Annotated in this window: 21 protein-coding genes; 8 read left to right on the forward strand and 13 right to left on the reverse strand. The window is 64.8% G+C overall.

The window, feature by feature from the left end; translation table 11 throughout:
- Positions 1 to 112: 112 nt before the first annotated feature.
- The 3 genes from AWB79_RS27565 to AWB79_RS27575 are packed head-to-tail and all read left to right on the forward strand — an operon-like array spanning position 113 to position 2,817.
- Complete coding sequence (locus tag AWB79_RS27565) at positions 113 to 1,129, forward strand: ABC transporter substrate-binding protein (RefSeq protein ID WP_061170626.1); 1,017 nt, start codon at positions 113 to 115, stop codon at positions 1,127 to 1,129.
- A 10-nt stretch (positions 1,130 to 1,139) separates the two neighbouring features.
- Entirely contained in the window at positions 1,140 to 1,934 is a 795-nt protein-coding gene (locus AWB79_RS27570; RefSeq protein ID WP_061170627.1) for an ABC transporter ATP-binding protein, read from the forward strand.
- A gap of 22 nt (positions 1,935 to 1,956) precedes the next feature.
- The gene (locus AWB79_RS27575) at positions 1,957 to 2,817 is read left to right on the forward strand and encodes an ABC transporter permease (RefSeq protein ID WP_061170628.1); all 861 of its coding nucleotides are present in this window, start codon (positions 1,957 to 1,959) and stop codon (positions 2,815 to 2,817) included.
- Between the two features lie 66 nt (positions 2,818 to 2,883).
- Here AWB79_RS27575 and AWB79_RS27580 read toward each other — a convergent pair whose 3' ends face one another.
- From AWB79_RS27580 to AWB79_RS27590, 3 genes are read right to left on the reverse strand one after another with little or no spacing between them, the layout of a single operon-like run.
- Positions 2,884 to 3,207, reverse strand: coding sequence for a hypothetical protein (locus tag AWB79_RS27580; protein ID WP_061170629.1), 324 nt, complete (start codon positions 3,205 to 3,207; stop codon positions 2,884 to 2,886).
- A gap of 59 nt (positions 3,208 to 3,266) precedes the next feature.
- Positions 3,267 to 4,028: a phosphatase PAP2 family protein gene (locus AWB79_RS27585; RefSeq protein WP_061170630.1), complete on the reverse strand. Its 762-nt coding sequence runs from the start codon at positions 4,026 to 4,028 to the stop codon at positions 3,267 to 3,269.
- A 46-nt stretch (positions 4,029 to 4,074) separates the two neighbouring features.
- A complete protein-coding gene (locus AWB79_RS27590) occupies positions 4,075 to 4,767 on the reverse strand; it encodes a hypothetical protein (protein ID WP_232471048.1) in 693 nt (230 codons plus the stop codon).
- Positions 4,768 to 5,038: 271 nt separating this feature from the next.
- On the opposite strand from AWB79_RS27590, the gene fae reads away from it, so the two are divergent.
- The 4 genes from fae to AWB79_RS27610 all read left to right on the forward strand — a co-directional run bounded on the left by fae (position 5,039) and on the right by AWB79_RS27610 (position 9,519).
- Positions 5,039 to 5,551 carry a formaldehyde-activating enzyme gene (gene fae, locus AWB79_RS27595; protein ID WP_061170632.1) on the forward strand — a complete coding sequence of 171 codons (513 nt, stop codon included), beginning with the start codon at positions 5,039 to 5,041 and terminating at the stop codon, positions 5,549 to 5,551.
- Between the two features lie 12 nt (positions 5,552 to 5,563).
- On the forward strand, positions 5,564 to 6,598 hold the full coding sequence (locus tag AWB79_RS27600) for an aldo/keto reductase (protein WP_061170633.1): 1,035 nt from the start codon (positions 5,564 to 5,566) through the stop codon (positions 6,596 to 6,598).
- Entirely contained in the window at positions 6,595 to 8,034 is a 1,440-nt protein-coding gene (locus tag AWB79_RS27605; RefSeq protein ID WP_061170634.1) for an NAD-dependent succinate-semialdehyde dehydrogenase, read from the forward strand. Before AWB79_RS27600 ends, AWB79_RS27605 begins: the two co-directional genes overlap by 4 nt.
- Before the next feature lie 108 nt (positions 8,035 to 8,142).
- The gene (locus AWB79_RS27610) at positions 8,143 to 9,519 is read left to right on the forward strand and encodes an MFS transporter (protein ID WP_232471049.1); all 1,377 of its coding nucleotides are present in this window, start codon (positions 8,143 to 8,145) and stop codon (positions 9,517 to 9,519) included.
- 57 nt (positions 9,520 to 9,576) lie between these two features.
- On the opposite strand, the gene AWB79_RS27615 is transcribed toward AWB79_RS27610, so the two are convergent.
- The 4 genes from AWB79_RS27615 to AWB79_RS27630 all read right to left on the reverse strand — a co-directional run bounded on the left by AWB79_RS27615 (position 9,577) and on the right by AWB79_RS27630 (position 15,274).
- Positions 9,577 to 11,847, reverse strand: coding sequence for a multicopper oxidase family protein (locus AWB79_RS27615; protein ID WP_061170635.1), 2,271 nt, complete (start codon positions 11,845 to 11,847; stop codon positions 9,577 to 9,579).
- A 230-nt stretch (positions 11,848 to 12,077) separates the two neighbouring features.
- Complete coding sequence (locus AWB79_RS27620) at positions 12,078 to 12,959, reverse strand: LysR substrate-binding domain-containing protein (RefSeq protein ID WP_061170636.1); 882 nt, start codon at positions 12,957 to 12,959, stop codon at positions 12,078 to 12,080.
- 15 nt (positions 12,960 to 12,974) lie between these two features.
- On the reverse strand, positions 12,975 to 13,892 hold the full coding sequence (locus tag AWB79_RS27625) for a LysR substrate-binding domain-containing protein (protein ID WP_061170637.1): 918 nt from the start codon (positions 13,890 to 13,892) through the stop codon (positions 12,975 to 12,977).
- A 134-nt stretch (positions 13,893 to 14,026) separates the two neighbouring features.
- Positions 14,027 to 15,274, reverse strand: coding sequence for an NAD(P)/FAD-dependent oxidoreductase (locus AWB79_RS27630; RefSeq protein WP_061170638.1), 1,248 nt, complete (start codon positions 15,272 to 15,274; stop codon positions 14,027 to 14,029).
- Positions 15,275 to 15,402: 128 nt separating this feature from the next.
- Here AWB79_RS27630 and AWB79_RS27635 point away from each other — a divergent pair, with 128 nt between their 5' ends.
- Positions 15,403 to 16,143, forward strand: coding sequence for a class I SAM-dependent methyltransferase (locus AWB79_RS27635; protein WP_061170639.1), 741 nt, complete (start codon positions 15,403 to 15,405; stop codon positions 16,141 to 16,143).
- Positions 16,144 to 16,193: 50 nt separating this feature from the next.
- On the opposite strand, the gene AWB79_RS27640 is transcribed toward AWB79_RS27635, so the two are convergent.
- From AWB79_RS27640 to AWB79_RS27665, 6 genes are read right to left on the reverse strand one after another with little or no spacing between them, the layout of a single operon-like run.
- Complete coding sequence (locus tag AWB79_RS27640) at positions 16,194 to 16,628, reverse strand: excinuclease ABC subunit A (protein WP_061170640.1); 435 nt, start codon at positions 16,626 to 16,628, stop codon at positions 16,194 to 16,196.
- A gap of 11 nt (positions 16,629 to 16,639) precedes the next feature.
- A complete protein-coding gene (locus AWB79_RS27645) occupies positions 16,640 to 17,065 on the reverse strand; it encodes a hypothetical protein (RefSeq protein WP_061170641.1) in 426 nt (141 codons plus the stop codon).
- 59 nt (positions 17,066 to 17,124) lie between these two features.
- Positions 17,125 to 18,351: a beta-ketoacyl-[acyl-carrier-protein] synthase family protein gene (locus AWB79_RS27650; protein WP_061170642.1), complete on the reverse strand. Its 1,227-nt coding sequence runs from the start codon at positions 18,349 to 18,351 to the stop codon at positions 17,125 to 17,127.
- On the reverse strand, positions 18,348 to 19,574 hold the full coding sequence (locus AWB79_RS27655; RefSeq protein ID WP_061170643.1) for a beta-ketoacyl-ACP synthase: 1,227 nt from the start codon (positions 19,572 to 19,574) through the stop codon (positions 18,348 to 18,350). The genes AWB79_RS27650 and AWB79_RS27655 overlap by 4 nt, the downstream gene beginning before the upstream one ends.
- The gene (locus AWB79_RS27660) at positions 19,574 to 20,299 is read right to left on the reverse strand and encodes a 3-ketoacyl-ACP reductase FabG2 (protein WP_061170644.1); all 726 of its coding nucleotides are present in this window, start codon (positions 20,297 to 20,299) and stop codon (positions 19,574 to 19,576) included. The genes AWB79_RS27655 and AWB79_RS27660 overlap by 1 nt, the downstream gene beginning before the upstream one ends.
- Positions 20,296 to 20,763, reverse strand: a complete 468-nt coding sequence (locus tag AWB79_RS27665) for a hotdog family protein (RefSeq protein ID WP_061170645.1) — start codon at positions 20,761 to 20,763, stop codon at positions 20,296 to 20,298. Before AWB79_RS27665 ends, AWB79_RS27660 begins: the two co-directional genes overlap by 4 nt.
- Positions 20,764 to 20,766: the final 3 nt, after the last annotated feature.

Genomic DNA, 20,766 nt, shown 5'->3' on the forward strand with positions numbered 1-20,766 from the left:
GGTTTGCCATCGGTCCAGAAAGCTGGCAGAAGGTTTCGCCTTTCTATAATCGCCGCACACATTCGAATAAACGGGCCTTCACCGTCAACGGCCCTCATCAAGGAGACTCCCGATGCGTACTCTGCGCCAGATCGCCGCTGTGTCCGGTATTGCTTTCGCGCTCGCCGCGACTTCGGTCACGGCTCATGCCGAAAAGATTTCCATCATGGTCGGCGGCGCCGCCAAGATCATCTACCTGCCCGCGAAGCTGACCGAGCAGCTCGGCTACTTCAAGGATGAAGGTCTCGATGTCGAGGTCCTCTCGCAGCCCGCCGGCGTCGATGCCGAAAACGAACTGCTCGCGGGCGCGGTGCAGGGCGTGGTCGGTTTCTACGATCACACTATCGACCTGCAGAGCAAGGGCAAGGAAGTTCAGGCGCTGGTGATCTTCGGGCAGGTGCCGGGCGAAGTCGAAATGGTCTCGACCAAGGCCGCCGACAAGTTCAAGAGCATGGCCGACGCCAAGGGCAAGACGCTCGGCGTGACGGGCCTCGGTTCATCGACGAGCTTTCTCACGCAGTACCTCGCGCAGCGCGCGGGCGTCTCCTCGAAGGAGTACACGCTGCTGCCGGTGGGCGCGGACAACAGCTTCATTGCGGCGATCAAGCAGGAACGCATCGACGCGGGCATGACCACCGAGCCGACCGTCTCGCAACTGCTCAAGACCGGCGACGCGAAGGTGCTGGTCGACATGCGCACCCTCGAAGGCACGCGCGCCGCGCTCGGCGGCACGTATCCGGCATCGAGCTTCTACGTGCAGCGCGCTTGGGCCGAATCGCACAAGGCCGATGCCGCGAAGCTCTCGCGCGCGTTCGCGAAGACGCTGAACTTCATCGCGACGCACAGCGCCGAGGAGATCACCGAGAAGATGCCGAAGGACTATTACGCGAAGAACAAGGACCTGTACGTGGCCGCGCTGAAGGCTTCGCTGCCGATGTTCACGAAGGACGGCAAGATGCCCGCCGACGGTCCCGAGACCGTGCTGAAGGTGCTCTCCGCGTTCAATCCTTCGGTGAAGGGCAAGCATATCGATCTGGCGCGCACGTATTCGAACGAATACCTGGCGGGCACGGCGACCGCATCCAAGTGAGACTCACGCAATGACTCCAACCAGCAAAGGCACGCCTGCAATCGAATTGCGCAACGTCTCGTGCCGCTTCATCTCGCCGGACGGCAAGGCGACGGTCGCGCTGCGCGACTTCAGCATGTCGGTGGCCAAGGGTGAATTCGTCGCGGTGGTCGGCCCGACGGGGTGCGGCAAGTCCACCACGCTCAGCATGATCACGGGCCTGCTCAAGCCGACGACCGGCGAAGTGCGCGTGATGGGCCAGCCGGTCGACGGCATCGATCCGCGCATCGGCTTCGTGTTTCAGGCCGACGCCGTGTTCCCGTGGCGCTCGGTGCTGGACAACGTCGCGGCGGGTCCCATGTATCGCGGCCGCTCGAAGTCCGCCGCCTACGACGAAGCCAACGAATGGCTGCGCCGCGTCGGACTGGAAAAGTTCGGCAAGCACTATCCGCATCAGTTGTCGGGCGGCATGAGAAAGCGCGTCGCGCTCGCGCAGACCTTCATCAACAAGCCTGAAATCCTGCTGATGGACGAGCCCTTCTCGGCGCTCGACATGCAGACGCGCACGCTGATGCAGGACGAGCTGCTGCAACTGTGGTCGGCGAATGCGGGTTCGGTGGTGTTCGTCACGCACGATCTGGAGGAGGCGATCGCGCTCGCGGACCGCGTGTTCGTGCTGACGGCGCGTCCGGCGACGCTCAAGAAGGTCTACGAGATCGACCTGCCGCGTCCGCGCATCACGTCGGAAATTCGCTATCACCCGCACTTCATCGAAATTTCGCGCGACATCTGGCGCGACCTGCGCGAAGAAGTCCAGATCGGTTGAACCTGCCTTCAAGGAACAAGACATGTCAACACCTCAACAAGCGATGCCCTCGGGCATCGATCCCGGCACGCTCGCCCGCGTCGAACGTGAAGCGCAAAAGCGCATCAGGCAGCGTCACGCGCTCGTGATCGGACTGCGCATCGCGGTGCTCGTGTTCGTGCTCGGCGGCTGGGAACTGGCGGCGCGGCTGCACTGGATCGATCCGTTCTTCTTCTCGATGCCGACCGCGATCTTCGATCAGATCGTCGAATGGTTCATCGAAGGCACCTCGCAAGGGCCGCTGCTCACGCAAGTCTGGGTGACGCTCGAAGAGACGATCCTCGGCTTTCTGATCGGTTCCGTGGGCGGGGTGGTCTGCGGCATCGTGCTCGGCCGCAACAAGCTGCTGTCGGATGTGTTCAGCCTCTACATCAAGATCGCCAACTCGATTCCGCGCGTCGTGCTGGGCTCGGTGTTCGTGATCGCGCTGGGCCTCGGCATGGCCTCGAAGGTCGCGCTGGCCGTGGTGATGGTGTTCTTCGTCGTGTTCGCCAATGCATTCCAGGGCGTGCGCGAGGCGGACCGTTACATGATCGCGAATGCGCAGATTCTCGGCGCGTCGCGCCGTCAGGTGACGACTTCGGTGGTGATTCCGTCGGCGCTGTCGTGGATTCTCGCGAGCCTGCACGTGAGCTTCGGCTTCGCGCTGGTCGGCGCGGTGGTCGGCGAGTTTCTCGGTTCGAAGCAGGGCATCGGCCTGCTGATCTCCACCGCGCAAGGCGCGTTCAACGCGAGCGGCGTGTTCGCGGCGATGATCGTGCTCGCGGTGGTCGCGCTCGCGGCGGACTATCTGCTCACGGCGGTCGAACATCGTCTGCTCAAATGGCGGCCGACGGCGAACTGATACGGCTGCGCGGTCTGATCAACGAAGAACCCCACGCCTGCGTGGGGTTTTTTGCTTTTCGGGCGCTCAGCGCAGTCCGACTTCCTTGGCACGCGTCACGTTGCACGCCGCGTGTTCCGTATATACGACGCGGGTCTGGTTGTTGTAGTAGACGGAGTAGCGATCCGCGCCATGCTTGCCGAAGCCGTATTCGGTGCAGAGCGAGTGCCATGGCCCCCAGTTGCCATCGGGCGGTCCGAGTCTGTCCTCGACATCAGCCCGCGTCATGCCAACTTTGACGCGGCTCATGAACTCGGTCGGATCCGGCTCGGGAATAAAGGCCGCGCAGGCGCTCAATCCGGCCAGCACGCAGGCAAGGCCGACCAGGCCATAGACTTTCGATTTGAACATCGCTTCAGCGCTCGAAAAAGGTCAAAAACTATCGGCGCGCGACGCTCCTGACAATCGACCTATTCCGAAACCGCTCCTGCGCGACGCCGCATCCACTCCGCCACGCCGATGCCCGCCGCGAGCCACGCGCCGCCCGAGGCGAATCCGCCGACCACGTCGCCGGGAAAATGCACACCGATAACGACGCGGCTCGCGCCGATCGTCAGCACGATGAAGCACGCCAGCGCGACGATGAACGGATCGCGCCGGGTCGGCGCGAGGCGCAGCAGCACATACGCGCACATGCCGTAGCAGACGATCGACCCGAAGGTGTGGCCGCTCGGAAACGAGAAGCTCTCGGGAATCGGCACGGTCGATCCGGTCGGGCGTTCGCGGCGCATCATTGCCTTGAGCGCCTGATTGAGCAGCCCGCCCGCACCCGTGACGGCCGCGAAATGCAAGGCCAGGCCGAAGCGGCGCGCGAGCAGCAGCGCCGCGCACACGAACACGCACAGCACGATGAGAAACCACGGATCGCCGAGATGCGTGATCGCGGCGAGGCCTTGCGCGGCCACGGCGGGCGTGCCGTCGCGCACAGCATCGAGCAGCAATTGATCCGCCGACGAGAACGCCGTGCCGCGCGCGATGCGCATCGCGATCGCGACGAACACGGCGGCGCCGAACGCCGCCGGCACGAGCGCGGCGATAAGGCCGTTCGATGCCGACATGCGCCGTTGGCGCGCGGCCCAGGCGTAGACGCAGGCCGCGAGCACGGGCACGGCGAAAAGCACGATGGCGATGAGCGCCACCGCGTGGCGTTGCGCGAGCGCGGTCCAATCCATGATTCGATGGTTCTCCAGTCCAGTCTTGCCCGGCGCTCGCGCGGGCTCAGGATGCGACCGCGCGCGCCTCTGCTTCGAGCGGCCGTTCCCAGCCGAATGCCAGCACGCGCGTGACCGGCCGGTCGACGGCGAGCACGCCGCAGATGCCGCCGGGCATCGGCAGCGTGAGGCCGCGCCAGTCGGCCGGACGGTCGCCGTCGCGTGCTTCGGCGCGTTCGGCGCGCGTCTTGCCGGTGCGCGCCGCCTCGGCCCACAGCACGCGGCGGGCGGTCTCGTCGTGTGGACCGGCCGGCTCGACCGTCAGGCCAAGCCCTATTCTCGCCGATGCCACCGCCACCACGATCCAGATGCCCGACCAGGCGACATCGACCGTGAGCGTGCCCGCGTCATGCGGATGCGTGACGACGATGCGCTCTCCGGGCTCGTCGTCGACGCCGACTTCGTGCGGCTCGCACTTGAACATGTGCGAAAGCACGAGACGCAAGGTGGCGCGCGCGACGCTGAAGCGCCGGCCCAGCGCGGAGTTCGGATGCAGCCGCGCGCGCTTGCGCTCGGCTGCGTTCAGCCAGTTGCCGATATTCGACGCCGACGCGAAGCGGAATTCGCTCGGCACGAGCCACAGGCAGACTTCGCCGGGCGCGGGCGGTTCGTGAATCTGCACGCGGGCCTTGGCGAGATCGAAGTGCTGCCAGGGTGCGTCGCCTGCGGGATGCATTGGGCTCAGGTCGGTGACGGACATGCGCGTGTGGGGAGCGCGGCGTTGCGAAACGCTCCGCATTCAGGGAGAAACCGTCATTGTCGGAATCGAACCTTATGAGACGCTTAGGAAACTGAAAGCCACACCGCATTCGCGTCAATGTCCCGCCTACGGGTCAACCCCGAGTTGAGCTTTCTTCAACGCCACCCTCAAAAATCCTCGATTCCTCCTCGCGCGACGTCCGCCGCAGAATGCCCCACATCCACCGCGACGGTGGCGTGAATGGACACAACTAGCGCATAGGAACGAGTCAATGGAAAAGAACCTCTTCATCGGCGAAGGCTTCGAAGGCCCCGGCGTCAATCTCGCCCATATCAACGTGCTGGTCGGCCCGCGCAACGGCCCGGCCGGACAGGCGTTCGCCACCGCGCTCGCGACGCCGTCGGCGGGGCACGCGCCTTTCGTCGTCATCGCGCAGCCGGGCGTGCCGACCAAACCGCTCACGCTCTACGTCAACAAGGCGCAGATCGGCAGCGACTTCCACGGCAACGCCACCTGGGGCGCGTCGCAGGCTGGCATCGCGAAGGCGGTGGCCGAATCGCTCGAAAACGGCACGCTGCCGCCCGAAGCGGAAAACGACTGGGTCGTCGTGTCCGCGAACTGGGTCAATCCGAACACCGACGATCTCGACGCTGTATTCGAGAACAACTATCGCGCGTGCAAGAACGCGATCATCGCCGCGATGGAAGGTCTGCCGCGCAAGGAGGCCGTGTTCAAGGCGGCGCGCGAAGTCTCGAATCCGTTCTATACGCCGAAGTCGCGCTAAGGAGTTCAGTCGATGGAATACGTACGTCTCGGCCAGTCCGGCCTGAAGGTTTCGCGTCTGTGCCTGGGCACGATGAACATGGGCACGCCGCAATGGAAACCGTGGATTTTCGACGAAGCGCAAAGCGAGCCGATCGTGAAGCACGCGCTCGACGCGGGCGTGAACTTCATCGATCTGGCGGATTTCTATTCGACCGGCGTGGGCGAGGAAGTCGTCGGCCGCATTCTGAAGCGGCTCGTCAAGCGCGATGAAGTCGTCGTCACGACCAAGGTCGGCTACGACATGGCGAGTCACCCGAACGCGGGCGGCCATTCCCGCAAGCACATCATGGACGGCATCGACGGTTCCCTGAAGCGTCTGGGCATGGATTACGTCGACGTCTACATGCTGCATTTCTTCGACGTGAACACGCCTGTCGAGGAAACCATGAACGCGCTCGACGACATCGTGCGCTCGGGCAAGGCGCGCTATATCGGCGTCTCGACCATGTACACGTGGCAGTTCGCCAAGATCATGCAGGCCTGCGAGCGTCACGGCTGGCACAAGCCGATCAACATGCAGTTGCAGTTGAACCTCGCGTATCGCGAGGAAGAGCGCGAGATGATTCCGTACTGCATGGATCAGGGCGTGGGCGTTTCCGTGTTCAGCCCGCTCGCACGCGGCCTGCTCACGTGCGACGCGAAGTCCACGCGCAATCAGACCGACTTCTTCACCGCGCAAATGTACGGCGATAACGCATCGCGCGAGATCGCGGCTTCGGTGGCGCGTGTCGCGGCGCGGCGCGGTGTTTCAGCGGCTCAGATCGCGCAGGCGTGGGTGCTTTCGCGTCCGGGCATCGCTTCGATGCTGGTCGGCGCGGATTCCGCCGCGCAGTTCGACAGCGCGCTCGCCGCACTCGAAACGAAACTGACCGATGAAGAGATGCACGAGCTCGAACGCAACTACACGCCCTGCGACCTCATCAACGACTACACCGCGGGACGGCGCATCGCGCGCGAGGGACGTGCGGCGCAAGGTGTCTTCGAACAACTGGAGCGCGCGGCATGAAAGAGCTTTTGCAGACGAATCACTATATCGACGGCAAGTGGTGCGAGAGCCGCGAGCGCTACGAAGTAAGCAATCCGGCAACGCGCGAAGTGATCGCGAATGTCGCGCGCGGCGGCGGCGCGGAAACGCAATCGGCCATCGATGCCGCGAAGCGCGCGTTTCCCGCCTGGCGCGCGTTGCCCGCGAAGGAGCGCAGCGCGCGTGTGAAGCGCTGGGGCGAACTGATGCTCGCCAATCGCAACACGCTCGCCGAACTGCTGACGCGCGAGCAGGGCAAGCCGCTCGCCGAGGCGCTCGGTGAAGTCGGCTACGCGGCGAGCTTCTTCGAATGGTTCGCGGAAGAAGCGAAGCGCAGCTACGGCGACATCATCCCGAGTCCGAAACCGGATTCGAAGATCGTCGTGACGCGCGAGCCGGTGGGCGTCGTCGCCGCGATCACGCCGTGGAACTTCCCGCTCGCGATGATCACGCGCAAGGCCGGCCCGGCGATCGCCGCAGGCTGCACGATGGTGCTCAAGCCATCGGAGGAAACGCCGCTTTCCGCGCTCGCACTCGCCGTGCTGGCCGAGGAAGCGGGCATTCCGGCGGGCGTGTTCAACATCGTCTCGGGTGATGCGGTCGCCATCGGCTCGGTGCTGACCGAGTCGCCCGACGTGCGCAAGCTGTCGTTCACCGGTTCCACGCGTGTCGGCAAGCTGCTCGCGAAGCAATCGGCCGATACGCTCAAGAAGCTCTCGCTCGAACTCGGCGGCAACGCGCCCTTCATCGTGTTCGACGACGCCGATATCGACGCCGCCGTGCAGGGCGCGATCGCCTCGAAGTTCCGCAACACCGGGCAGACCTGCGTGTGCGTGAATCGCTTCTACGTGCAGGACGGCGTCTACGACGCGTTCACGCAGGCATTGACGCGCGCGGTGCACAAGCTGCGCGTGGGTAACGGCCTCGAAGGCGCGTTCGATCAGGGTCCGCTCATCAACGACGCCGCGCTGAAGAAGGTCGAAATGCACGTCGCCGATGCCGTCGCAAAAGGCGCGAGAGTGCTGACCGGCGGCAAGGCGCACGCGCTCGGCGGCACGTTCTATCAGCCGACGGTGCTCGCGGACGCGACGCCTTCGATGCTGATCGCCGATGAAGAGACCTTCGGCCCGGTCGCCGCGTGCTTCCGCTTCGACACGGAAGAAGAGGTGATCGCCGCGTCGAACGACACGCCCTTCGGCCTGTCCGCGTACTTCTACACGCGCGATCTGGGCCGCGCGTGGCGGGTCGCGGAGGCGCTGGAGAGCGGCATGGTCGGCATCAACGAAGGAATCATCTCGACGGAAGTCGCGCCCTTCGGCGGCGTCAAGCAATCCGGACTGGGCCGCGAAGGCTCGAAGTACGGGCTCGATGAATACATGGAGCTCAAGTACATGATGATGGCCGGACTCGGCCGCTGATTCATCGCTCAGCCGCGCACGCACGAACATACGAACGATAGCGCCATTGCGTGCGCGGCTTTAATGCGGCGTCCGACGCGCCGCTCCCCGCATGTGGAGGAGATACTTTTGGATACTCGAAGCTTCAGCCCGCAAGCGCTCGCCCCCGGCGCCGCCGCGCCCGCTCATACGACGCATGAGCGCATCGCGCTCGACGATGTGCCGCTCAACAGCTTCCACGTGAAGATCGCCGGTCTCACGTTCGGCGCGCATTTCACGGAAGGTTATGCGATCGGCTCGATCGGTTACGCGTTGTCGTCACTGAACCGGCAGATTCCGCTCGACGCGTTCTGGATGGGCCTGCTCGGTTCCTCCGCGCTGATCGGAATCTTTCTCGGCAGTCTCGTGTTCGGCTGGCTCTCCGACAGGCTCGGCCGGCAGAAGATCTTTTTGCTCAGTTTCGTCATCATCACGGCAGCCGCGTTCGCGCAGTTCTACGCGACCACGCCGGCGATGCTGGTCGGCCTGCGCGTGCTGATCGGCTTCGGCATGGGCGGCGATTTCGCCGTCGGTCACGCGATTCTCGCGGAGTTCTCGCCGCGCAAGCATCGCGGCACGCTGCTCGGCTCGTTCAGCGTGATCTGGACGATCGGCTATGTGATCGCGAACGTGCTCGGCATGCATTACGCCGACGCCTCGCCCGATGCGTGGCGCTGGCTGCTCGCCTCCGCCGGCGTGCCCGCGTTCCTCGTGCTGATTCTGCGCATGGGCACGCCGGAGTCGCCGCGCTGGCTGCTCGGCCGGGGCCGCGTCGATGAAGCGATGCGCATCGTGCGCAAGCACTTCGGCCCGAACGTGACGCTCGAGTCGGACACGGGCGAGCACTTCGCCGGCCAGGGCGGTTTCGCGCGCCTGTTCAAGCCGGACCTGATCCGCCGCACGCTTTTCAACTGCGCGTTCTTCGTGTGTCTCGTGATTCCGTATTTCGCGATCTACACGTTCCTGCCGAGCATTCTCACGGCGATCCGCGTACCCGAAGGCTCGGGCGCCGATCTGCTGCTCAACGCGTTTCTCGTGCTGGGCGCGCTCATCGGAATCTGGCTCACGATCAGGCTGTCGCGCCGCTCGTTTCTGATCGGCTCGTTTGCGGTGTGCTGCGTGTCGCTGCTCGCGCTGGCGGTGCTGCCGCCATCGGCGAACATCGCAATGATCGCCGCGTTCGGCCTCTTCACGCTGACGATGTCGGCATTCTCCAATCTCGTCGGCGTGTTTCCGCCCGAGTGCTTTCCGACCGAAGCGCGCGCGTGCGGCGTCGGGCTCTCGATTGCGTGCAGCCGGCTCGGCTCGGCGGTGGGGACGTTCCTGCTGCCTGTCGGCATCGCGCAGGCCGGCATTCAGATGACGATGCTCGCGCTTGCCGGCGTGTTGCTGGTCGGCATGCTCGTGTCGATCGCGTGGGCGCCGGAAACGAAGCATCTGACGTTGAATCAGGCAAGCGGCGCCTGACGCGCTTCACGCGCACGGCGGGGCGCATTGAGCAAGCCCCGCCGATTCGCTCGACCTTCACCTCTTCGTATAATCCCGCGCGGTGCAAAGCGATCCGGCCAGCGCCAGTTGCGCCTCGTCTTTCCCGCTCAGGCGCGCGAACCAGCGCGTCGCGTCCTTCGTCATGGCGGTGAACGGCGCGGTCACGTTCTGCAGAAACGCCGTCTTCGCCGAATCGATGTGCACGCCCGCCATCATGCCGCGATCCTCGTGGTCGAGGATATGACAGTGCATCACGAAGTCGCCCGTGAAGTCCTGATAGATCGTGCGCATCTGCAGCGTGTAGCCCGCCTTGAGGAACAGCGTGTCGCGCACCACGCCCTGCAGATTGCAGTACTCCGTGTCGCCGTTGCCGCTCCTGAGTTCCGCGTCGGTGCATCCGCCCGAGCCGTTGAAGATCGATTCCTTCGCGCCGTTCAGGATGTCCATGATCCTGAACGGATTCGTGTGGATGTGGAACACATGCGTGGCGAGCGCACCCGCCGAGACGTTCCATTGATCGATGGTGCCGAGCGTGCCCGTAAAGGTGGGCTTCGTCGGATCCGGGTCGTAGGTCTTGCCGTTGACGACGAACTGCGGTCCGGGGAACGTGATGTCGAATACGGCGGGCACCACTTTCGCGATCGGTCCGTCGACGGGAATCGTCGGCGCGAACGCGCGCAATGAGAGCGACGTCAGATCGGACTTCGCCGGGTCCGGCAGATTCGTGTTCCCGGCGACGAGCTGATCGCGAATGTACTGCCAGTATTTCGAGTGGTCGCCCACCGTCGTGTTCGGAATGTTCACGCCCGGGCCCACGCGCGCGAACGCGAGCAGCCGCCGGTCCTTGCCCTTCATCGAACCGACGCGGAAGTTGATCGTCGAGGACAAGTCGCTGGCTTCGTCCAGCATGCAGTACAGCCCCGGCGACGGAAACGCCACGAGCACGTCACTGCGATAACCCGGGTTCATCGAGTTGACGTCCTTTTCGACCATTGTCCGCATGGTGATGCCGTCTTCCGCGAACTCCAGTTGCTTGACGATTTCACCGTTGCAGATCGCGTTCAGCGCGACCACCTGCGATGCCTTCGAGTGATTGCCCGCGAGCTTCGTCGCGGCCGCGTTCGTGGCCGCATCGACCTGCGCCGCCGACAGCGCTTGCGAATCCGCGAGGCCCAGCGCGGAAAGGTTCGCGCGCACGAACTTCACGTTGATGGTGTCGCGATTGCCGCCGTGCACCATGCGAAAACGCCGGATTTCCCCCGCCGGCATGAAGGTCGTGGCGCTCGGGAACACCGGCTGCACGACACCGTTGATCTGCGTGTAGCGCCCGGACCAGATCCATGACGAATTGAGCTGAGGGGGGATGCGGGTCGGGTTCGGGTCGAGAAACGCGAGCTGGTGCGTGTAGCCGCGAATTTCGCCCTTGCTGCTGCCGGACGGGCAGGTCCATTCATAGGTCGCCGGATCGAAATCCGGCACATCGGTCGTGGCGTTGGCGAAGCAGCCGTACTCGATCTGCTGAAACAGCATCACATGCTCGCGCATCGGCTGCGAAGCCTGCTTGCGATGCAGGATCGTGTCGATATCCGCGCTGCCGTCTGCCACGCCGGCGCGCGCCTGCCGCGAGCCGCGCACGATCAGCACGCCCGCCATGCCGCTCGCGACGTTGATCGCGGTCGAGCCGTGCAGATGCGCGTGATACCAGAACGTGCCCGACGGATGGTTCGCCGGAATCTGGAAGTTGTACACGCGCGGCTTGTCGCCCGGTTTCACTGTGACCAGCACGTTGTCCTGATCGCCCGACGGCGAGATATGCAGGCCGTGCGTATGAAGGTTCGTATCGTTGAAGCAGTGCGGCGTCGAATGGTCCGGATTCGGCGGGCAACTCGCGGGCGGATTGTCGGCGCCGAGCTGGTTGTCGAGCGTCACCTTGAGTTTCGCATTCGGCCTGACGCTGATCGTCGGTCCCGTGGGGCAGCCGTTGTAGGAGCGCATCCAGACGGTGTCGAACGTATCCGTCGACGGGTTGTAGATGCGATACGTGCCCATCTGCACTTTGAGCTTGACCGCGCCGTTGTTGCCCGACGGATTCAGACCGTTGAGACATTGCTGGCGTTCGGCTTTCGAGCCGAGACCGCCCGCCGTGCTGGAAATACCGTTCTCGGTGACCGCATCCGATGTATCGCTCAGGTCGCCGAAGGAACGCGCGCTCAGCGTACTTTGCGCATAAGACAGCGCGGGCGCGAGTGCGAAGAGACACAGCGTGGAGGAGGCATTTCTGACAATCGCACGGAAATTTCTTTTCATGATCTCCTCTGCGTCACGGGTCAGCGCAAGGCTGCTGCAAGAGGACATTAGTGGATTAGAAATCGTGCCGTAGGACTAATCTTTTGTCCTTTGTGCGGTAGCGCACACGACATTTTTTCTAGTCGAACGGACGTTCAGGAATGGAAATGAAACATCGATCCCAATCGCGAACGCTGATCAAAATGAGAACGACTCCGTGTCGGAAACGGCCTTTCGTGGCTGCCACACGCTCACGGCTGCGTAGCTTTCGCGCCTTCGCCGCGCAGCCACTCCGCGAAGGCCTGCACGCTGTCCGCGCTCGCGAACGAAGGCGCGATGTCGAGCCAGTAGCCATACGGCCCCGTGGATTCCACCGGCGACAGTTGCACCAGCGCACCGTCGTGCAGTTCGTCCGCGATCATGTTGCGATCCACGACCGCCAGGCCCGAACCCGCGCGCGCGGCGTGAATCGCCTGATCGAGCGTCGAGAATTCGATGCCGTTTTCCGCCAGCGCGCGCGGCAATCCGGCCGCATCCAGCCAGTTCGGCCATAGCGTGAGGCGCGCGTCGTTATGCAGGACGTGCAGCGTCGGCAGGCGTTCGAGCAGCGCCTCGACCGGTTGCCCCGCGAATTTTGTCGCGCCGACCAGCACGTGCCGTTCGATGAACAGCAATTCCGACCGATGATCCGCCCGCGCCTCGTAGCCGAAGCGCACGCTGCACTGACGGTCGTCGGCGGCGTCGGTGCGCACGGAGAGGTCGATGTCGGGAACCGCGTCGATCAGCGCGCCGAGCCGCGGCGAGAGCCAGCGCGTCGCGAAAGTCGGCGGCGCGCCAACGGTCAGGCGTTTGCGCTCGCTGCGTTTCGCCCGGGACAGCGCGAGCGTCACGCGTTCGATCGAATCGAAGGCGTCGGAGAGACACGCGAGCAATTCCTCGCCCTGCTTCGTCAGGCGAATACCCTTGTGATCGCGATCGAACAGCTTGGTGCCGAGTGCGTCCTCGAGCAAACGGATCTGGCGGCTGACCGCCCCCGGCGTCACGCACAGCGCGGCGGCGGATTTGTTGAAACTCATATGGCGCGCGCTTTCCTCGAAAAAGCGCAACGCGGTCAAGGATGGCAAGCGCCGCACGATGATTTCCCCCGCTTATGCCCGCGCGCGCTTGCTGCTTCGCCCGCGCGCCTGCTTGTCGATTTCCGCGCGCAGCCATTCGCGAAACAGCGCGACCTGGGGCGCATCGTCCTGGCCGGTGCGCGTGACGAGCCAGTACGACTGATGCCCGTCCACTTCGACATCGACGATCGGCACGAGCGTGCCCTGCCGCAATTCGTGCGCGATCATGTGACGGTCCGCGATGGTGACGCCGAGCCCGTCCACTGCCGCGCGAATGGCATGGTCGAGCAGGTCGAACTCATAGCCGCCGCGCGTATCGACGTGTGCGATATCGGCCGCCTTGAGCCAGTGCTGCCAGGTGAGATAGCGCTGGTCGCTCGCCGCGAGCACGTGCAGCAGCGTGAACTCGTTGAGATCGATGTCCGCCGTATCGCGATCCCCGATGAGCGCCGGCGAGCACACGGCGATATGGCGCTCGTTCATCAGCAACTGATTGTCGAGGCTGTCCCACTCGCCGTTGCCGAAGCGGATCGCGCAGTCGAGCGCGCCCGATTCGACGAGATCGTCCTTGCGACTCGTGGTCAGCGTCACTTCGAGTTCGGGCGCGGCCGAGCGCAGCGACTGGAGGCGCGGCATCAGCCAGCGGCTGGAAAACGTGGGCGGCGCGTTGATGCGCAGGCGCTTCAGATGAGTCTTTTCCTGGATGCTGCGCACCGTCAGCTCGATGCGGTCGAACGACATCTTGAGCGCCTGAAGCAGCAGCCGCCCGGTTGCCGAAAGCTCCAGATGATGATGCCGGCGCAACAGCAGCGGCTCGCCGAGCTGCGTTTCGAGCTGACGCACCTGCCGGCTCACCGCGCTTTGCGTGACGTGCAGCATTTCGGCGGCGCGCGTGAAGCTGCCGGTGTGTCCGGCGACCTCGAAGGCCCTCAGCGCGTTCAGGGCGGGCATCTTTCGCTTCAAATCGATCTCCCATCCGGGCGTGTGACGGGCGCATTTAACACGCTTTCACGCCGGAACATGCGGCTCTGAGGCAGCATTTTACGAATCGAAGCGAATTATGCCGCTTTGAAGGGACTTGCACCTCACTCACGCCGCGTGCACACCTCGTGCAGCGTGTTCAATCGCCGCACCGGCTCGACGACATAAGGATTCGTCTCGTCCCAGGCGTACCCGGCGAGCACGGCGCTGATCATGCGGCGAATGGAGGGTGTCTGCCCGGTCGCGAAGATGATGTCCTGCAATTTCCCCGTGTACCAGTTTTCGACGAATGCGCGAAACGTATCGATGCCCTTGCGCAATGGTTGGTCATAGCCCGCCTGCCAGTCGACGGCTTCGCCGTTCAACTGACGCTTCAGCGTCTCGACGGCGAGATGCGCGGATCGCAGCGCGATCGTCACGCCCGAGGAAAACACGGGGTCCAGAAACTCGCCCGCATTGCCGAGCAGCGCGTAACCGGGCCCGTGCAGCCGCTCGACGTTCGCCGAATAGCCGCCGAGATGCCGCACCGGCATCAGGAATGGCGCATCGCCGATCAGGCGATTCAGCGTCGGTTCGGTCTGGATCAGCGAGCGCAGCTTCGCTTCCCGGTCCGCTTCCGGCACGTCGAGAAACTCCGCGTGCGCCACGCATCCGACGGACGAACGCCCGTTCGCCAATGGAATCATCCAGTACCAGACATCGCGATGCTCGGGATGCACCGCGATCGTGATCTTGTTGCGATCGTGCGCCTCGGGCGCAATGCCGTCGCGCACATGCGTGAAGATCGCGGCGCGAGCGGGCAGGCGCGTGGGTGCTTCGAGGTTCAGCAAGCGCGGCAGCACGCGGCCGAATCCGCTCGCGTCGAGCACGAAGCGCGCATCCACGCGATAGCGCGTGCCCGCTTCGTCGGCGACTTCGAGCGCGGGCGCGTCGCCCGTCGTCATGTCGAGCACGGTATGGCCGAAGCGCACTTCCGCGCCCTGCTTCGCCGCGCGACGGATCAGCAGATCGTCGAACACCGCGCGTTCGACCTGGAATGTCGTGCCCCAGCCGTCCGAATGCTTGTCGCGAAAGTCATAAGCCGACACGCGATCGCGATGAACGAAGTGCGCGCCGTTCTTGTACTGGAAGCCGGCTTCGACGACGTCCTGCAACATGCCCGCTTCTTCGAGATAGGCCATGCTTTGCGGCAACAGACTTTCACCGATCGAAAAGCGCGGAAAATGCTGACGCTCGAGCACGAGCACCGAACGTCCCGCCTTGCGCAACAGCGCTGCGGCGACCGCGCCGGAAGGGCCGGCTCCGACAATGGCGACATCGACGCAAACATTCATTGAACATTCCTTATTCATTGCTATTTCTCATGAGGCCGTCTGCGAATCACCGAGCGAATGAGGCGTAACGCGAGGTATCAGCGATTACAATCGAGCCATCAAAAAATCAAAGATTCAACTTCAAAAAAACTCTACCGGATTCAACTGTGCAGAACACCGAATCATCCAGTGTGCCGTTCGTTTCGGAAACGGCATTCGGCGTCTGGTTCCTGCGCACGCACACTTGGGAACATCATGTGCTGCGCGTCGCCATCAACGACCTCAAGAGACTGATCGACGGGCCGCTGCCCGCGCATCCCACGATCGTCGATGTCGGCTGCGGGCAGGGCATCTCGTTTCGCCTGCTGACGAAAGCGTTTGCGCCGCAACGCATCGTCGGCATCGACTTTCACAAGCCTTCGCTTGCGCTCGCTGAAAACGCCGCGCGGGCCTGCGCGAGCGATCCAGACACCGCCGCCACACGCATCGAAGTGCTGCACGGCGACTGCGCCAGTCTGCCGCTCGGCGATGCGAGCGCCGATGTCGTTTTCTGTCACCAGACCTTCCATCATCTCGTCGAGCAGGAGCGCGCGCTCGCCGAATTCCGTCGTGTGCTCAAGCCCGGCGGCGTGCTGCTGTTCGCCGAATCGACGGATGCCTATATCAAGTCGTGGGTCATCCGCCTTCTGTTCCGCCATCCGATGCATGTGCAAAAGAGCGCGGACGGCTATCTCGACATGATCCGCAATGGCGGATTCAGCTTCGCGCCTCGCAACGTGTCGCTGCCCTACTTGTGGTGGAGCCGTGCGAAGGATTTCGGACTCCTGGAGCGCATCGGCCTCCATGCGCCGAAGCCCGGCAAGCGGCGCGAAACGCTCGTCAACGTCGCGGCCGTCAAGAGCCTCTGAGCGCCAGGCGCGGCGTGCGCAAAAGAGCACGCCGCGCCTCGCGTCCTGGCTTACTTCTTCAGCGTCACCACTTCTCCCTTCAGCGCGACACCCGCGATCACCGCTCCCGCGCCGCAGGTGAACTCCGTCGCGCTCTCTTGCTCGACATTGCGGTAGTTGCTCTTGATGTTGATGACCGCGTTGCCGCCTTCCTTGCGCACGCGCGCCTGCAACTCGCGCATCGCCGAGAGAAGCACGTGCTGGCACGCGGCTTCATCGGTCTTGCCGAACGCGTTGGTCTTCTTGCTGGTCGCGAACACGCCAAACGACTTCGCGACGCCGGGATGCTGCTGTCCCGCGAAATAGAGCCCGACATCAGAATCGATCACGCCGCTTTCGCTCTTCAGCGCGGCGTCGATGGAATAGCGCTCGATCGAATCGCGCGCGAACGCGTGCGACGAGAGCAGACACGCGGCCATTCCCGCGCAGATCATCTGCAGCTTCATGTTTTTGATCCTCATTGCGTCTCGAGCACTACGACATCGCCGCGCACGGCGAGCGTCGAACCGTTGTTGCTCGAACCGCACATGAACTCCGTCGACGACGATTTTTCGTTGCGCTGGAAGCGCGTCGTCACGTTGACGACCGCGTTCGCGTGACGTTGGCCCGCATAATCTCGCAACTCTTGAAGCGCCTTGGCGAGCGCGATGTTGCAAGTCGCTTCCTGGCCGCTCATTTCGCGCGCGACGCGCGCCCGCACTTCCTTGGTTTCAATCAACTGCTTCACATTGGCATGCGGCTGATCGCTGAAATACAGCGGCACGCCCTGCTTGTTTTGCGCCTGCACTTCAGCGGGCATGGGCAGCGAGCGAACCTGCGTCGTACATCCGGTCTGCGAGATCACGATGCCCGCCGCCAGCGCCAAAACGATCTTGTTTTTCATTTCTGGATCACGTTCCTGGTTGATGAAATCACGCCCGTAACAACGCCGACGGGCAACGGTCAAACCTTTCCGAACATCAGGCCGGCGCAGCTTCCGCCGAAACCGAACGACACCGACATCGCGCGATCGATGCGTGCTTCACGCGATGTCCGCACGAGCGGCATGTTGTGTACGAACGAATCCGGCGACTCGATGCGCCCGGTTCCCGCGATGAAACCGTCGCGCATCATCAGCAGCGTGTAGATCGCTTCGTGCGCGCCGCATGCGCCGATCGAATGCCCCGTGATGCCCTTGGTCGACGAGAACGGCGGCACGCGCGCGCCGAACACATCGCGCAACGCGCGCACCTCTTCGACATCGCCGAGCGGCGTGGACGGCGCTTGCGTGTTGATGTATTCGGGCAACTCGCAGGCTTCGTCGAGCGCCATGCGCAACGCGCGCGCGATGCCATGGCTGCGCGGGCTCACCATGCCGCCGCCGTCGGTACATTCGCCGAAGCCCGTCAGTTCCGCGTGGATGCGTGCGCCGCGAGCCCGCGCGTGCGCGAGCGATTCCAGCACCAGCACGCCCGCGCCGGAGCCGATCACGAAGCCGTCGCGCGCGATGTCGTAGGGGCGCGAGGCGTGCTGCGGCGTGTCGTTGAAGCCGCGCGACAAGACGTGCATCGCATCGAACATCAGCGTCATGTTGTCGTGCAGCGCCTCGCTGCCACCCGCGAGCACGACTTGTTGCCGTCCGGTCTGGATGAGCTGCATCGCCTGCCCGATCGCGAGCGCCGATGTCGTGCAGGCCGACGAAGGCGAATACGCGACCCCTTCGATGCCGAAGGCCTGCACGACATTCGCCGACGCCGTGCTGCTCATCGCGCGCGGCACCGTGTACGGCGGCGTCCGGTCGACGCCATGCGTTTGCGCCACGCCGAGCGCGACGTCGTACTCCGCCATCGCCCCGACGCCCGAGCCGATCACCGCGCCCGTCCGGGGCGAGCGCAGCGTGGTCTGGTCGAGCTGCGCATCGTCGATCGCTTTCCTGGCCGCGTGGCACGCGAAGCGCGCGGTGTCGCCCATGAAGCGCTCCTGCTTGCGATCGAACGGCGCTTCGTCCGCGACCGACGCCACCGCCGCGACCTGCGAATGGAAACCGCGCTCGCGCCACGCGTCGACGCGCGTCACGCCGCTGCGGCCGTCGCGCAGCGCGCGGCTCACCGCATCGAGCGAATTGCCGAGACACGAGACGATACCCATGCCCGTCACGACGACGCGCTGCATGACCCGCGTGGCCCTCATCTAACGCGCCGGAAGATCAGCGACGTATTGATGCCGCCGAACGCGAAGTTGTTGCTCATCACGTATTCGGCGTCGATCGCGCGCGCTTCGCCACGGATGTAGTCGAGCGGCGCGCAGGCGGGATCGACTTCGGTCAGATTGAGCGTCGGCGCGTACCAGTTGCGCTTCATCATCTCGATGGTCCACCACGCTTCGATCGCACCGCACGCGCCGAGCGTGTGCCCGACATAGCTCTTGAGCGAGCTGATCGGCATGCGCTCGCCGAAGATCTGCGCGCTCGCGTGACTTTCCGCGATATCGCCGCGATCCGTGGACGTGCCGTGCGCGTTCAGATAGGCAATCGCCTCCGGGGCGAGCCCCGCGTCGTCCAGCGCGAGCTGCATCGCGCGCGCCATGGTGCTCGCGGTCGGCTGGGTGATGTGCGCGCCGTCCGAGTTGCAGCCGAAGCCCACGATCTCCGCGTGAATCGTCGCGCCGCGCGCCTTCGCGTGTTCGTACTCCTCGAGCACGAGCGTGGCCGCGCCTTCGCCGACCACGAGGCCGTCGCGCTTCGCATCGAACGGGCGCGGCGTGAGCTTCGGCTCGTCGTTGCGCGTGCTCGTCGCGTAAAGCGTGTCGAACACGGCGACTGCCGGGCCCGACAGCTCTTCCGCGCCGCCCGCGAGCATCATCGTCTGCCTGCCCGTGGCGATGGCCTCGAACGCGAAGCCGATCGCCTGGCTGCCCGACGCGCACGCCGACGATGCGGGAATCACGCGTCCCTTCAGATCCCAGAACAGGCTGACGTTGACAGCCGTCGTATGCGGCATCATCTGCACGTAGCTGTTCGACGTGACGTTGCTCATCGAGCCGGTGCTGAGCATCGTGCCGAACGCGCGGATCGGCTCGACCGAGCCGGACGACGAACCGTACGCCACGCCCATGCGCCCGTCGCTGATCGACGTGTCGCCGGCGAGGCCCGCATCCGCGAGCGCGAGTTCGCTCGCGCGCACGGCGTACATGGAGACCGTGCCCATCGAGCGCGTCTTCTTGCGCGGCCAGGCGACCGGCTGCACGAACGCGGGCAGCGGGCACGCGAGACGCGTGTGCAGCGCCTCGAAGAAGTCCCATTCGTCCATGCGACGCACCGCGTTACGGCCGGCCTTCAACGCGGCGTCGACTTCGCTCCAGCGCTCGCCCAGCGCCGTGACGCCGCCCATGCCCGTTACCACGACTCGTTTCATCAGATCATCCCGCCGTTCACGCCGATCACCTGACGCGTCACATACGAAGCCGCGTCGGACATGAGGAAGCCGACCACGGCGGCTACTTCGCCCGGCTGGCCGACACGATTCATCGGCACCGTCTTGAGCGCATGCTCGACCGGCGCGCTCTCCAGCATGCCCGTCTCGATCAGCCCCGGCGCCACGCAATTCACCGTCACGTTGCGCGACGCGAGCTCGACGGCCAGCGCCTTGGTCGCGCCGATCAGCCCGGCCTTCGCGGCGCTGTAGTTCACCTGCCCGCGATTGCCGATCACGCCCGACACCGACGCGATCGTCACGATGCGGCCGCCCTGCTTCGCGCGGACCATCGGCATGGTCAGCGGGTGGACGACGTTGTAGAACGCGTCGAGGCCCGTTTCGATCACGACGTCCCAGTCTTCGTCCGTCAGCGCGGGAAACGCGGCATCGCGCGTCACACCTGCGCTGCACACGACGCCGTAATACGGACCGTGTGCGGCAACGTCGGCTTCCAGCGCCGCGCGGCAGGCGGCGCGGTCGCGCACGTCGAACTGGAGGACGCGCGCCGAACCGCCCTGCGCGGCGATGCCCGCACTCACCGCTTCGGCCTCGGTGCGGCCCGTGCGGCAATGCACGGAGACGGCGAAGCCGTCGGCGGCAAGTTGATATGCAATGGCGCGGCCGATGCCGCGGCTTGCGCCCGTTACGAGTACTCGACGGCTCATGCGCTCATGCTCCGTTCAATGAAGGTCGGAAAATCATGCGGCTGAAAAACCTTGATGACGGCGTCCGCGTAGCGCTCGCCGTCATGTTCGATGGTGCATTCGTACGCGCCGTGGCCTTCCTCGCCACGCAGCACTTCACGCACGCCGATGCTCAGTCGCGCACCGGGCGCGAACGCGCTCACGTGCGCCTGATAGCTGCGCGTGCCGAGCAGCACGCCGGGACGCGCGCGTCCGCCCGCGCGCATGGCGACGAGCGAAACGTGCGCCGCCACGCTCTGCGCCATCAGCTCGATGCCGATCCACGCGGGCATCGCGCCGTTCGTATCCGCGTACCACGCGTCGGGGCGGACGGTGGCGCGCGCCGACAGCGTGTCGTCGCTGCACGCGGTCACGGCGTCCACCAGCAGCATCGTGCCGCGATGCGGGATGATCGCCTCGATGGGAGGAAAGGTCGTGTCGTTCATGGT

The organism is Caballeronia hypogeia (assembly GCF_001544875.2).
Taxonomy (GTDB): domain Bacteria; phylum Pseudomonadota; class Gammaproteobacteria; order Burkholderiales; family Burkholderiaceae; genus Caballeronia; species Caballeronia hypogeia.

Bases quoted from the DNA above. Each gene is read 5' to 3' on its own strand.
- AWB79_RS27570 (WP_061170627.1), top strand. From the start codon at position 1,140: ATGACTCCAACCAGCAAAGGCACGCCTGCAATCGAATTGCGCAACGTC.
- AWB79_RS27580 (WP_061170629.1), bottom strand. From the start codon at position 3,207: ATGTTCAAATCGAAAGTCTATGGCCTGGTCGGCCTTGCCTGCGTGCTG.
- AWB79_RS27585 (WP_061170630.1), bottom strand. From the start codon at position 4,028: ATGGATTGGACCGCGCTCGCGCAACGCCACGCGGTGGCGCTCATCGCC.
- AWB79_RS27630 (WP_061170638.1), bottom strand. From the start codon at position 15,274: ATGAATAAGGAATGTTCAATGAATGTTTGCGTCGATGTCGCCATTGTC.
- AWB79_RS27640 (WP_061170640.1), bottom strand. From the start codon at position 16,628: ATGAAGCTGCAGATGATCTGCGCGGGAATGGCCGCGTGTCTGCTCTCG.
- AWB79_RS27645 (WP_061170641.1), bottom strand. From the start codon at position 17,065: ATGAAAAACAAGATCGTTTTGGCGCTGGCGGCGGGCATCGTGATCTCG.
- AWB79_RS27650 (WP_061170642.1), bottom strand. From the start codon at position 18,351: ATGAGGGCCACGCGGGTCATGCAGCGCGTCGTCGTGACGGGCATGGGT.
- AWB79_RS27665 (WP_061170645.1), bottom strand. From the start codon at position 20,763: ATGAACGACACGACCTTTCCTCCCATCGAGGCGATCATCCCGCATCGC.
- AWB79_RS27600 (WP_061170633.1), top strand. From the start codon at position 5,564: ATGGAATACGTACGTCTCGGCCAGTCCGGCCTGAAGGTTTCGCGTCTG.
- AWB79_RS27615 (WP_061170635.1), bottom strand. From the start codon at position 11,847: ATGAAAAGAAATTTCCGTGCGATTGTCAGAAATGCCTCCTCCACGCTG.
- AWB79_RS27605 (WP_061170634.1), top strand. From the start codon at position 6,595: ATGAAAGAGCTTTTGCAGACGAATCACTATATCGACGGCAAGTGGTGC.
- AWB79_RS27660 (WP_061170644.1), bottom strand. From the start codon at position 20,299: ATGAGCCGTCGAGTACTCGTAACGGGCGCAAGCCGCGGCATCGGCCGC.
- AWB79_RS27565 (WP_061170626.1), top strand. From the start codon at position 113: ATGCGTACTCTGCGCCAGATCGCCGCTGTGTCCGGTATTGCTTTCGCG.
- AWB79_RS27655 (WP_061170643.1), bottom strand. From the start codon at position 19,574: ATGAAACGAGTCGTGGTAACGGGCATGGGCGGCGTCACGGCGCTGGGC.
- AWB79_RS27625 (WP_061170637.1), bottom strand. From the start codon at position 13,892: ATGCCCGCCCTGAACGCGCTGAGGGCCTTCGAGGTCGCCGGACACACC.
- AWB79_RS27590 (WP_232471048.1), bottom strand. From the start codon at position 4,767: ATGTCCGTCACCGACCTGAGCCCAATGCATCCCGCAGGCGACGCACCC.
- AWB79_RS27575 (WP_061170628.1), top strand. From the start codon at position 1,957: ATGTCAACACCTCAACAAGCGATGCCCTCGGGCATCGATCCCGGCACG.
- fae (WP_061170632.1), top strand. From the start codon at position 5,039: ATGGAAAAGAACCTCTTCATCGGCGAAGGCTTCGAAGGCCCCGGCGTC.